7 protein-coding genes are annotated in these 12,865 nt (G+C 61.7%); 2 read left to right on the top strand and 5 right to left on the bottom strand.

What is annotated here, in order from left to right; all coding sequences use genetic code 11:
• The first annotated feature begins 11 nt into the window (after window positions 1–11).
• A complete protein-coding gene (locus tag PAB09_RS01295) occupies window positions 12–1,799 on the top strand; it encodes a GNAT family N-acetyltransferase (RefSeq protein ID WP_271034308.1) in 1,788 nt (595 codons plus the stop codon).
• Between the two features lie 70 nt (window positions 1,800–1,869).
• Here PAB09_RS01295 and PAB09_RS01290 read toward each other — a convergent pair whose 3' ends face one another.
• From PAB09_RS01290 to PAB09_RS01275, 4 genes are all read right to left on the bottom strand, one after another.
• The gene (locus tag PAB09_RS01290) at window positions 1,870–4,194 is read right to left on the bottom strand and encodes a YhgE/Pip domain-containing protein (RefSeq protein ID WP_271034307.1); all 2,325 of its coding nucleotides are present in this window, start codon (window positions 4,192–4,194) and stop codon (window positions 1,870–1,872) included.
• The gene (locus PAB09_RS01285) at window positions 4,194–6,851 is read right to left on the bottom strand and encodes a YhgE/Pip domain-containing protein (protein ID WP_271034306.1); all 2,658 of its coding nucleotides are present in this window, start codon (window positions 6,849–6,851) and stop codon (window positions 4,194–4,196) included. The genes PAB09_RS01290 and PAB09_RS01285 overlap by 1 nt, the downstream gene beginning before the upstream one ends.
• Window positions 6,852–7,158: 307 nt before the next feature.
• On the bottom strand, window positions 7,159–7,782 hold the full coding sequence (locus tag PAB09_RS01280) for a hypothetical protein (protein ID WP_271034305.1): 624 nt from the start codon (window positions 7,780–7,782) through the stop codon (window positions 7,159–7,161).
• Window positions 7,783–7,813: 31 nt separating this feature from the next.
• On the bottom strand, window positions 7,814–8,128 hold the full coding sequence (locus PAB09_RS01275) for a hypothetical protein (protein ID WP_271034304.1): 315 nt from the start codon (window positions 8,126–8,128) through the stop codon (window positions 7,814–7,816).
• Window positions 8,129–8,333: 205 nt separating this feature from the next.
• Between PAB09_RS01275 and PAB09_RS01270 the strand changes: the two genes are divergently transcribed.
• Window positions 8,334–10,415, top strand: coding sequence for a PhoX family protein (locus PAB09_RS01270; RefSeq protein ID WP_271034303.1), 2,082 nt, complete (start codon window positions 8,334–8,336; stop codon window positions 10,413–10,415).
• Between the two features lie 86 nt (window positions 10,416–10,501).
• On the opposite strand, the gene PAB09_RS01265 is transcribed toward PAB09_RS01270, so the two are convergent.
• Entirely contained in the window at window positions 10,502–12,586 is a 2,085-nt protein-coding gene (locus PAB09_RS01265; protein ID WP_271034302.1) for an NADPH-dependent 2,4-dienoyl-CoA reductase, read from the bottom strand.
• Window positions 12,587–12,865: the final 279 nt, after the last annotated feature.

Here is a 12,865-nt window from a genome sequence, read left to right as displayed (position 1 = left end):
AAGGTTAAACCATGAGACTTACCAATGTAGCCCACCTTAACCTCCCCTTCGGGCGACTGTGGGGGTATGACGTCACCGTCACCCCCACCGAGCGTCGCCTTCCGATTTCTTTTGATCAGCGGCGCCACGTCGGCCGCGGTAATCGGCCCGGATCGTGGATGGCCATTGCTTTTACGCTGCCGCCCACCCACAGGGAGAAGCTCTCCGACGCCTGGCTTAAGGTGATTGCCCGCCACGGCACCTTGCGGTCGGTGTTTGTCGATGAGTCGGACTCAGGCGATGCCAATAAGCTAGGGCTGCGTGAGGTCACCATCTCCCCCGGAGGCTGGGTGGAGCATTATATTCATACAGGTGAGGCCGTCAACGATGCGGTCCGCCGCGTCCTTGACCATTATTGCGCCCCCTTCGCATCTCCTTCCTACCGCCTGTGTGCCATTGAGACGGTCACTGAGACCACCGTGATCATCGGCGTGGACCACTCGCACACAGACATGTGGTCGATGGTGGTGGTATTACGCGATTTCCTTGCCGCCTTGGGTGAATACGTCATCGGCGCCCCGCAACTTTCCGAGGTCGCCCCGTTTACGCAGCACACCCAAAGCCTGCGCGAGCGCGAACAGGCGCCGGCGGAGATTCACCGGCGCTGGGCCGAGATCATCGACGCAAGCGGCGGGGGCATGCCGCGCTTCCCGCTGTCGCTGGGCGAGCCGGGCCCGCACGTCGAGCGCGTGGAAGTCCGCGACGTTCTAGGAGTTGACGAGGCCGCCGCCTTTTCCGCGCAGGCCCGCGCCGATGGGGTGTCCTCGTTGTCGACGGTGGTGGCGGCGATGACGAAGGTCACCCGCCAGCTGGCCAACGCCCCGCTGCGCGCAGTCTTTCCCGTGCATAGCCGCTACGACCACCAGTGGCACAACTCGGTGGGGTGGTTTATCACCAACTCCGTCCTCGAATCGGCAGATCCCCGCCCCGCCGCCTGCGCCGACTCCGTCAAGGAGGCGGTGCGCTTGGGTTCCTGGCCGCTGGAGGACATCATGAAGCCCTGGGGTGACATGCCGGAAACTCCCGGCATGTTCGCGATTTCCTGGCTCGATCTGCGCCGGCTTCCCGTGCGAGTGGACTCTGTGGGGCTGAAGGCGCAGTATGTGGGCGCAAGCATCCGCCCGGATGGGGTGATGGTGTGGTTTATTTTGGACGAGACGGGGCTGCATCTGCGCTGCCGCTACCCGGATACCCCGCAGGCGCGGCGCAATGTCGGCGGGTGGCTCGATGAGGTGGTAAGCGATATCCGGCAGCGGGCCCGCGAATCCGTCGGTGGCCTGCTCACCGTCGATGACAGGCAGTTTCGGGTACAGCGCGCGATGCGCGGCGACGTCGCCGATATCGTCAATATGCTTTCCGACGACGAACATGGCGCACGCTTGGAAAGCGACGCCGTGCAAAAGGGCGAGCACCCGGCCTACGACGATGCCTTCACGATTCTTGCCAGGGACCCCAACCAGTTCCTCGCGGTGATCAAAGACGACGCCGGGGCCACGGTGGGCACCATGCAGCTGTCCATCCTGCCCGAGCTTTCCCGCGGCGGCGCCACCCGCCTGCAGCTGCAGGCGGTTCGGGTGGCCACGCAGGTACGCGGGATCGGGCTTGCCTCCGCGATGATCGAATGGGCCCACGAATACGGGCGCGCCCGCGGCGCGAAGATGGCACAGGTCAGCGTGGATGAGACCCATGAGCGCGCGCTCGACTTCTACAAGCGGCTGGGATATCACCCAAGCCACGTGGGATTCAAGCGCGCGCTATAGGCCCCGGCCGTCGGCGGCGCGGGCGGCGTCGGCAAGCAAGGGCGCGTGTGACGTTAACCCGCAGCGATTGCTACATCACCTTCGTGGATTCCAGATCCTCAGTCATGCTGTGAATACGGGCGGCGATCGCATGACGCAGCACCAGACCCACCAGCAGGGTGGGCAGCAGGAACAACAAGAGCATGCCCATGTTGGTGAGGTAGTCCCACTCGTAGATACCGGCGATGGCGGCACGCATCATGTTGATGGAATACGTTGCAGGCAGCCAAGGGCTGATGTTTTGGAACCAGTGCGGAAGCACTTCCAGCGGATATGCGCCGCCAGCTGCAGATATCTGGAGCACCAGGAAGACCACCGCGACGGCCTTGCCGGCGTTGGAGAGCGAGAGCACCAGCGTGTAGATGATCAGCATGAATACAGAGGAGGTAATCCACCCGCTGATCATGAGCAGCCACGGATGCGCCGGCTGAATCTCAACGAAGACGATGAGGCCTAGCATCAAAAGCGTGGACTGTGCCATGCCGACGACCCAGAAAAGGAAGAAGCGACCGAAGTACTCCTGTATGCCGGTAAAACCATCCCTGGCCTTGGTCTTTTCCATCACCCCTGATTCATCCGCAGCGTCTTCGCCAGTCACGCCGGCGCCCTGAGCGCCGTTGTCGTCTCCGTCTGTGCCGTCTGTGACACCTGTGCCGTCGCTATCGTCTTCCGCTGGGGCCGGCGGATTCGCGGCAAGATAGCGCAGGTACACGTTGCGCGAGACCACCGTGTGCAGGAAGGCAGAGCTCAACAGCGCGCCGACCCACAAGGCGATGGCGCTATACAGCGGCGTCATACCCACGCCGAAGCTGGCAACGGGGAAGATCTCGTTGCGCTCCACGTTGATGGGAGAGGCGATGAGCTTCGCCAGCCCCTCGGGATCGGTGCCGATGACGGCCGCGATGCGTTTGAGATCTCCGGACTCGCGGGCATCCGCCATCTCCTTGACGGCATCATCCAAGCGCTGCGCCCCGTTGGCCATGTTGTCCGCGGAGATACCCAAGCTGGTCTGCGCATCCGTAAGCGTCTGCAGCAGCCCCTGGTCGGTGTCTGCGAAGCTGGCACGGATGTTATCGAGGTAGGAGCCGACCACCGCTAGGTTGTCCTTGGCATCGGCCATGTTGCTGCGCAGCTGCTCAAGCTGGGGTTGCAAGTTGGTGCGGTAGTTATCCCTGGCGTTTGCAATCGCTGTGGTCGCTTCATCGATCGCCTGCCGGGCCTGATCGCGGGCCTGCTGGTTGGTGGTCTGATCTGAGCGCAGGTCGGAAGCCAGCGTGTGCAGCCGCTGCGCGAGGGACTCCTGGCGCGCGATGGCCGCGTCGAGATCCGCGAGAAATCCCACCGCCGCTGGGGTGCCCCGTAGCTGGGACGGGATCGCATTGTTGAGCGAATCGCGGGTCTGACGGAAGGCGGCAACCTGGTTATCGATGCCGGCGGCTGCGGAATCAAGCGCATCCGCCTGGGAGTTCGCCCCCGTGGATGCCGAGTTGAGCACGGAGTCCAAACGGCTTTGTACTGCGCTCACGCTGTCCGCGGTGCGGTCGAGAGAATCTCCGAGCGCGCTGGTTGCGTCATCGAGGCCCGAATCCGAGCCATCGGATGACCCCGTCAATCCACTATCGGTGTTGAGCGAATCATCCAGGGAAACGGTCAGGTTCTGGGCGCTTTCCACCAGCGGAACCGAGGCGCTGACCAGCGATTGGAAAGAACTCACCGTATGGGAAGCGGACGTCAGCTGCGTTGATAATGATTCCAGCCGGACTTCCAAACGATCCAAGGTGGCTGCGGTTTCTTCGTCGTCGAGGAAGGAGGAGACGTCCTCCGCCAGCCCCATCGCCACCTCGCTGAGTACCTGGGTGAATGCGGCGTTGATCTGCGAGGTCACGCCCTGGGCACCCTGGTTGGAGATATTGGACGATAGCGCGTTCTTCTTCTCGTTGGTATACAGCGTGATGTCCGCAGGCGCCGCGCCACCAGCGTAGAAGGTAAACATCGAGGTGCTGAAGTTGTCCGGAAGCACGATGGCGGCGTAGTAGTCGCCCGAGCGCGTTCCCTCGAGCGCGGTGTCCTCGTCGGTGATGATCCAATCCAGGCTCTTGTTTCCGCGAAGCTGCGAGAGAACCTGGTCGCCGACGTTGACCTTGAGGTTGAGCACGTCGGTTTGGTACCCCTCGTCGGTGTTGGCCACCGCGATCTTGAGTCGATCGGAGTTGCCGAAGGGATCCCAACTAGCCAGCACGTTAAACCACGTAAACAGCAGCGGGAGGGCAACGAGCACGCTCATAAAGATCCCCATCATGACGTTGCCGCGGATTTGGCGGGCATCATCACGGATGATAAATCGGGTCGCGTTCATTATTTTCCTCCTTCCTGTGCCGGGAATTCAGTGGTCTCGGTCTTATCGTTCGTATCGGTAGCTTCGGTGGCACCGGTTGCGAGCACCTTCTCGGCCGGCTGCGCCTCCGGGTTCGGCTCGTCGGTGGTTGCACTATGGATGGCGCGGTGTTGCCTGAGCGCTGCGACGAGATCATCCTCGCTTAGTGCCTCGAGCTCACTTGCATGCCGCAGGGACTGTTTCAAGCTCTCCGTGGTCACCAGCGCGCCGACGACGATCAGGCCCCACAGGGTGGCCACCGCCAAAAGACCCGGCTTGCTAATCGACGTCGCCCGCGACAAAATCCCCAGCACGAACAGCCCGGCCAGGCCGATTATGGTCAGCACGCGCACCAGCATCGGATAAGACGCATCGAACTTCTCGCGCCTGCGGGTCAGTTCGCGGGAAAATTCGCCACGGTTAGACAGAAGCGCAATGATGTGGCTGAGCCTGTAGCCGGAGCCGAGGATCTCCACGTTTTCATTGATAACCAGTTCGGTGCGCGCGAGCTCGTCGTTGAATAGGCGCGTGAAATAGCCCAATTGTCGGCGCAGGATGAGGCCGACGATCAGTGCGATGAGCCCCATCGCGCACACGATCGCCATGTAGTGCAGATATTGGTTGCCATAGAAGCCACCCACGGTCTCTCGAATGGCCTTGATGCTGTAGGAGAACGGCAAGACCGGGTAAATGGCACGGAAGAATCCCGGCATCAACTCGATCGGGTAGATCCCGGATGCGCCGGGAATCTGCAGCACCACCAACACCACAGCTATGGCCCGGCCTACGTGGCCGAAAGCTGCCGCGAGTGCATAGATGATGGCGAAATAGCTAAGGCCAATCACGACTGCCGTTGCAACGAAGGCGAAGGCGTTGACGGTCTGCACGCCGATGAGCAAGGTACCTACGCTGACGATGATTGCCTGCGCGATCGCGAGGACGCTGAGCAGCAGGAAGCGGCCGAAGTAGGCGTGCCGCAGGGCCAACGCGCGGAAGCCTTCCTTGTCCACCTCCACGCGGAAGATGATGATCAGCATGAAGGTGCCGATCCACAGCGAGAGGTTGATGAACATCGGCGACATCGCAGAACCATAGGAAGCAACCGGGAACAGCGCTTGCTTTTCAAATTCCACTGGTGAAGCCAGGTAGGTTCCGATGTTGTCGGCATCGAGTCCGGTGACGGTCTGCAGCGTACCCGACTGCAGCGCGGTCGCAAGCGCTGCGACATCGGCCTCGGAATTGCGGGCGGAGTCCTGGAGATCGGCCAGGTTGCCGTCGCTTGCCACCAGGATGTCCTGCGTGGACTGCAGCTGGTCTTCCAAGCCATCGACCAAGGCGGTGATCTGCCCCAAGGAGCTTTGCGCCTGCGCTGCCTGACCGGCCAGCAGGCCGGCGCGCGCGGACAGGGCGGTCACCCGTGTAGTCAGCGAATTGACCGCCTCATTGGAAGTCGATCTCAGCGCACCGCTGCTGTCTTGGGCCCCATCGATCAATGTCGCGAAGTCGTCGCCGAGGGCGTCTAATTGCCGAGAGGTCTCGGTGGCCGTGGAGGCTACCTGATTGAGCTGATCCACCACCGCCTGGGCTTGATCGAGCTGGGTGCGAACCCCCGCGAGGGTATCGCCGGCCAAAGGCTGCGAAACAGCACCCAACGCCGCCTCGGCGGCGGTCAGAGAATTCTCGGCGGCGGTAATGCCCTGGCTGAACCTGTCCGTACCGCCTTGGATTTGCGTGCCCACCTCGCCCAGCATCGCCGAGGTGGAGGTGAGCGCACTTCGGGCATTGGCGGTGGACACGCCCAGTGCTTCTTGCGCCTTCGCGCTGGCATCACCGGTGGACTGTGCAAAAGCCTGTGCGTCGGTGATGACGGTATCCAAGATGCTCTGAATGTTGCTCAAGGAGGTGGCGACATCTCCCAGCGCCGGGTCGGCCGCCGCCAGCATGCCCTTGACGTCGCTTGCGGTCTGGCCGGAGTCGGCGAGCTGATTGGCGATATCTTGCACGTTGTCCCGTGTGGTGCCAAGCTGGGCTTCCAAGTCTTGCAGTGTCTGGGTCGTTGTCGATTGCGTGTCTTGGATGCTCGAAGAAAAGTCAACGCCACGATCCCGCAGGGTCTCCGACACCGCCTTGCCGAGCTGCTCGCGGAAGGCGGAGGTGATCTTAATGTCAAGGGAGTTGGATCCCGCGTCGGTAATCTTCGGCGCGATGGCACCCTTTTTCTCATTGACGGAGTATTCGATGGTCGGCTGGGCGCGGCTGCCACTGAAGATGTCCACGAGCTGCTGGCTGAACTCTTCGGGGATGACAAAGGAGGCGTACACCTCGCCCCGATGGATCTTTTCATCAGCCTCGTCGGCTGAGAGGAATTCCCACCCTAGCTGGTCATTCTGCCGCAATTGATCAACTATTTGGTCCCCTACCTTAATCTCACCGGTAAGATCGGAGGTGGCCCCCTTATCTTCGTTGACCACCGCGATCGGAATCGCTTCGGTGTTGTTGTAGGGATCCCAAAACGCAGCGATATTCAGCCATGCGTATAACGCAGGGGTGATGAGGATGCCAATGACAATGATGAATGCCTTAGGCACCGCCAAAATACGTTTGGCATCACGGACAAAGACGCGCCAGCTAGTTTTCACCCTGCGATTCTAACCTTGTCTTAACACAAAGGCCAACAAGATAACTGCAGGTAGAGGTCTTGAAAGCCGTTGCTTAACCTTGTTAATTTGCCTAACAAAAAAATGGGTTTCCCCTAGGCATGAAGAGTTTTACCTGCCTTAGCTGTGGTTTTGTCCACAATTCGTCACCGCTCGGCGGAGGGGACGCTGCAGCCAAAGAGCCAGAAACTTTCACATTACGGACTTGATGTGCAAGTTTACAAATCCCTCCACACACGGCAGAGTAAGTACCTTGCCCCACCGCACCCCCTGGCGGGGGCTTGCCTCTTTAGGCCGCCGACTCCGCGCGGGCATGAGACGCCTGCCCGCGATCTGTTGTTTCCCCGGCACGGTGCCCCTCGTCGGCAGTCTCGCTTCGGTCATTGACCGGCCCGAAGAATGCTTGCAGGCGCAGGTAGGTGATCTGGCTATGCATGTTATGAAAGGGTTTGTGGCCCAATTCGTGCGCGGCCATCAATGCGATGGCATGCGCGCAATTTTCTCGCTTGCAGGTACAGGTGAGCACGAGTTGGGAACCGAAGTTTTGCCCGTCACAGCGCCAACACCAATCCCGGTCATACTCCTCATCCCCGCAATCATCACCGTAGAGATCGTCCCCACAAAAATCGCCACCACATTCGGGACACGTTTCGTGATATTCGAAGGATGCCCAATGAACGCGCCCGTCCGGATCCTCACACCATCCCCGGAAGGACAGGATCTCGCCCGTATCGCTGATCTGCTGAATCTCATATGCCTTACGCTCGACGATCTCGCAGGCCCGATGTATCTGACAATCACAGACATCGATGTCGTAGCTTGTCAGCCGGTCGTCGAGCATCTGCGCTAGATCATCCGGGCTTTGCCCGCCGGTGGGTAGTGCGGACTGTAGTTCTACCTGAACCTTGGTCATTTACTTCTTGCTCCTTCATCCTTCGTTTCTGTCACTTCTTCCACTCCCGCCGCTTTAGTCGCGTGTAGTTTTCTTTCGTGCCGTCGCCGTGCGTGGGTGACGGTTGCTTTCCGACGACCCCAGTACCTCCTGCGCGCACGCCGAGCAGCACCGTCAGCCGGGAGGCAGACGCCTGCTTGTCGGGCAGGCCTTTACCGGCAGGTTCTTTTTCAGGCGCTGGATATTTGATTTCCCTCCAGTTCACCTTTCGCGTTTCCCGCCGTGACCTTGAAAGACTGAAATTGAGGCGCGTGCGTTCCCTCGCCGGAAGAAAAAACTTGGCGCAAGCGGGTGAAACCGCGCGCATGCAGGAAGGATGTCGCGATGCGGCGCGTTCGACGTCGGCAAGCACACCGCCGCACAGGCAAGGGATCTTTTAGTTTTGCACCCAAAAATTATCTTTACCGATTTTTCACCTCACCCATGCCTTTTGGCAACCAAACAAAAATATGGTTCCACCTGTTCCTTTTTGCACGCCCTGCTCTCCTGAGAAGAAACGGAGTTTGAAAACAATGTCACTCAAAGGCATCAACTTGCTGTTCCAGTCCAAGCGCTCCCGGCTGACCTGTACCTATAAGTGCGGCAACGCTTGCATGGGCGAGTGCACAAACAACTCCAACAACGAATACTTCGGCACCATTGTCTCCCGCCGCACCATCCTGCGCGGCTCGGCGCTGACCGCGCTGACCGTTGGCGGTGGTGCAGCACTCGCGGCCTGCTCCTCCGATTCAGCAGCCACCTCCTCTGGAGCTGCGGGCAGCTCCACCTCGGTGGACACCTCCCGCGCCGCCGCCTCCGCGCCGACCGGCATGCAGTTCGAGGCCGTCGCCCCCAATACCGACGACAAGGTCGCGGTGCCGAGCGGTTACGAGACCGCCGTGCTCATTGCCTGGGGCGACCCGGTGTACGAGGATGCTCCGGCCTTCGACGTCAACAACCAGACCGCGGCTGCCGCCGAGCGCCAGTTCGGCTTCAACAATGACTTCGCAGGGCTTATCGAACACCCGCAAGACCCCAACCGCCTGGTGTATGTCTGCTCCCACGAGTACACCACCGAGCCGCAGATGTTCCCGGACTACGATCCGGAAAACCCCACCAACGAGCAGATCAACATCGGCCTCGCCGCCCACGGACACACCGTGCTTGAGGTGTCCAAGGATGCCACCACCGGCAAGCTGACCCGCGAGTTCGGCCCGCTCAACCGCCGCATCACAGCCAACACCGAGTTCCGCCTGGTTGGTCCGGCTGCCGGCTCCGACCTCGTGCGCACCGCCGCCGATCCCACCGGCACCAAGGTTTTCGGCACCCTCAACAACTGCGCTGGTGGTGTGACCCCATGGGGCACCATCTTATCCGGCGAGGAAAACTTCGAGCAGTATTTCGCCAACGCCGAGGGCCAGGGCTCCGGCCGCGCCGCCGAAAACCTCAAGCGCTTCGGCGTGCCGGAAGGCGCATCCGACCGCAAGTGGGAGCGCCTGCACGACCGCTTCGACGTCTCCCGCGAGCCGAATGAGATCAACCGCTTCGGCTGGATCGTGGAGATCGACCCGCTAGATCCCAACTCCACCCCGGTCAAGCACACCGCCCTGGGACGCTTCAAGCACGAGGCCGGCAACATTCATGTCACCTCTGACGGCACCGTCGTGTGCTACTCCGGCGACGATGCGCGCTTTGAGTACATCTACAAGTTCGTCTCCTCCAAGAAGATCGTCGACGGCGACATTGCGCACAACATGACCATCCTCGACGAGGGCACCCTCTACGTAGCCTCCCTCGAGGGCAACTCCCCCGAGTCCGAAATCACCGGTGACGGCGAGCTGCCTTCCGACGGCGCCTTCGACGGCACCGGCACCTGGCACAAGCTGCTCACCGTCGCCGACGGCAAGGCAACCTCGCATGTCGACGGGTTCACCGCCGAAGAGGTCGCCGTCTACACCCGCCTCGCGGCCGATGCCGTGGGCGCTACCAAGATGGATCGCCCCGAGGACTTCGAGGCTTCCCCCATAACCGGCAAGGTGTACGTCGCGCTGACCAACAACTCCTACCGAGGCGCCTCCGGAGAGAATGCCGCCAAGTCCAAGGAGGACCCCAAGGAGTACGCTCCGGTCCGTGAGAACAAGAACGGCCTGGTCATGGAACTCGACGACGACCATGCCGGAGAGTCCTTCACCTGGAATATCCTGCTGGTGTGCGGCGACCCGGAGGAGGCCAACACCTACTTCGGCGGTTTCGATAAGTCCCAGGTCTCCCCGATCTCCTGCCCGGACAACCTGGCCTTCGACAAGCACGGCAACCTGTGGATTTCCACCGACGGCAATGCGCTCGGCTCCAACGACGGCCTCTACGCCGTCGGCCTTGAGGGTGACAACCGCGGCCTAGTCAAGTGCTTCCTCACCGTGCCCGTGGATGCCGAGACCTGCGGCCCGATCGTCCAGGACGAGCGCGTGCTGGTCAACGTGCAGCACCCGGGCGAGTCCGACGAGGCCGTGTGGGGCGAGTTCTCCTCGCACTGGCCCGACGGTGGCACCGACCTCCCGCGTCCGGCTGTTGCGATGGTGTGGCGGGCCGACGGCGGCTCCATCGGCGTCGCCTAACCAGCGGTAACGCTTGATACAAGGGCAATCTCGGCGTTAAGGCGCCGGGCTTGCCCTTTTTTGCTTGCCGACGCCTCCCGCCGCGCCTACTTCATGAGCATGCCGGTGAGCTTCTTTTGCGCCTTGAGGCCAAGCGGCAGCTCCCGCGGTGCCAGCACCCCGGCGCGCGGCTCGAGGCCTGCGACAACCTCGGTTGCCTGGCGGATGGCGCGCTTGGCGTCAAGCTCCGCAGCCACGTCCGCGCCGCCGACCACATGCGCGTTGAGCCCGGCGGCGACAACGGCGCCATAGAGTTCGCGCACCGATTCCTGCCCTGTACACACAACGATGGTATCTACGTCGAGGACGGTGGCCACGCCGTCTTTGTCGATGTGCAGGCCCGCATCGTCGATCTTGCGATAAGTCACACCGCTCCACTGGGTGACCCCCTTGGCCTTGATGGATGCGCGATGCACCCAGCCGGTGGTCTTATTCAGCCCCTTGCCGATGGGCGTAGCCTTGCGCTGCAGCAGGTGGATCTCCCGGGATGCCCGAGCCGCCTTCGGGGTGGTAACACCCCCGCGTTGGGTGGGGTCTACTCCCCATTCCTGCTTCCACTCCTCCAGGTTGAGCGTCGGCGAGGTTTCGTAGGCGAGGTACTCGGCCACGTCCACGCCGATGCCACCCGCACCCATGATCGCAACCTTGTCACCGGCAGTTTTCTCCCCCGACAGCAACTGGGCGTAGGTGATCACCTTCGGGTGTTCGATTCCGTCGATCGCGGGCACGCGCGGCGACACTCCCGTGGCGATGATGACCTCATCGAAATCGGTCAGGTCCGCCACCTCCGCGCGGGTGTTGAGCCTTAAGTCCACCCCAAGGTCTTTCATCCGGGTGGTGAAATAGCGCAGCGTTTCCTTGAACTCCTCCTTGCCAGGAATCTGCATGGCCAGCGCAAACTGGCCACCGATGTGGTCGCGCTCCTCGAACACGGTGACATCGAAGTTGCGTTCGCCCGCGGCCACGGCTGCGGCCAGCCCGGCTGGGCCTGCGCCGACGATGGCCACCTTCCGGCGGATCGGCGAGGGCACTAAGACCAGCTCGCGTTCGTGGCAGGCGCGCGGGTTGACGAGGCAGGTCGCGCGCTTATCGCCGAAGGAGTGATCGAGGCACGCCTGGTTGCAGGCGATACAGGTGTTGATGGCGTCAGCGCGCCCATCGGCGGCCTTGGCGACGAAGTCAGGGTCAGCTAGGAAGGGGCGGGCCATCGCGATGAGGTCGGCGGTGCCGTTGGCGAGAAGCTCCTCTCCAACTTCTGGGGAGTTGATGCGGTTGGAGGCGGCCACGGGAATGTCTACGTGGCGGCGGACGGTGGCGGTCATCTCGGCGAAGGCCGCCCTGGGGACGCTGGTGACAATGGTGGGCACCCTTGATTCGTGCCAGCCGATGCCGGTGTTGATGATGGTTGCGCCCGCGGCTTGGATCTCCTTGGCAAGTGCGATGATCTCCTCCTGCGTTTGCCCTTCGGGCACGAGGTCGATCATGGACATGCGGTAGACGATGATGAAGTTGTCCCCCACCGCCGCGCGCACGGCCTTGACTACCTCGGTGGCAAACCGGCGCCGGTTCTCCGGGCTCCCACCCCAGGCATCGGTGCGCTTATTCGTGCGTGGTGCAAGGAATTGGTTGATGAGATAGCCTTCGGAGCCCATGATTTCCACGCCGTCATACCCGGCTTCGTGGGCAAGCCGCGCCGCCTTCGCGAAGGCCTTGATCTCGCGGAGAATCCCCCTTTCGCTCAGCGCGTGAGGCGTGAAAGGGTTAATCGGCGCCTGAATTGCGGATGCGGACACACTCCACGGCGCATAGTTGTAGCGTCCGGTGTGCAGCAGTTGCAGCGCGATCTTGCCGCCGGCTTGGTGGACGGCGTCCGTGATGGTTCGATGCGCCTTGGCCTGCCGTTGGTTTGTCATGGTGGAACCGAAGGGCTTTACCACGCCCGTGAAAGAGGGTGCGTATCCGCCGGTGATGATGAGGCCCGCGGAGGCGCGTGCGGCAAAGAAAGCCGCTTGATCCTCGACGAAGTGGAGGGAGTCTTCCAGACCCGTGTGCATCGAGCCCATGATGACTCGGTTTTTCAAGGTGGTAAAGCCCAGGTCCAGGGGCTCGGTCAGGTGCGGGTAGTCAGCCATGGGCCTAGCCTACTGTCACAAAATGTGTCGTGCGACACATTTTGCGGGTTTTCTTCACCGGCAACTGCCCCACACCCGCCACGTACGTTAGGAACCAGACTCCACGCGGTAACACTTTCCCAATAATCGAAAAGAAATTCCTCGCAGCATTACCTCAAAAACAGGCTCCACCTTCCTTCCGCGCGTACGCATTGCGGGCGCACGCTTTCCGACGGTCACAGACCACAAGCCCGCCAGAAAAGCCAGAACCGTTTCACTTTCCAGGCATGTATTTTGATT

Source organism: Corynebacterium sp. SCR221107 (assembly GCF_027886475.1).
GTDB lineage: Bacteria > Actinomycetota > Actinomycetes > Mycobacteriales > Mycobacteriaceae > Corynebacterium.
This window is presented reverse-complemented; position numbering and strand designations above follow the sequence as displayed.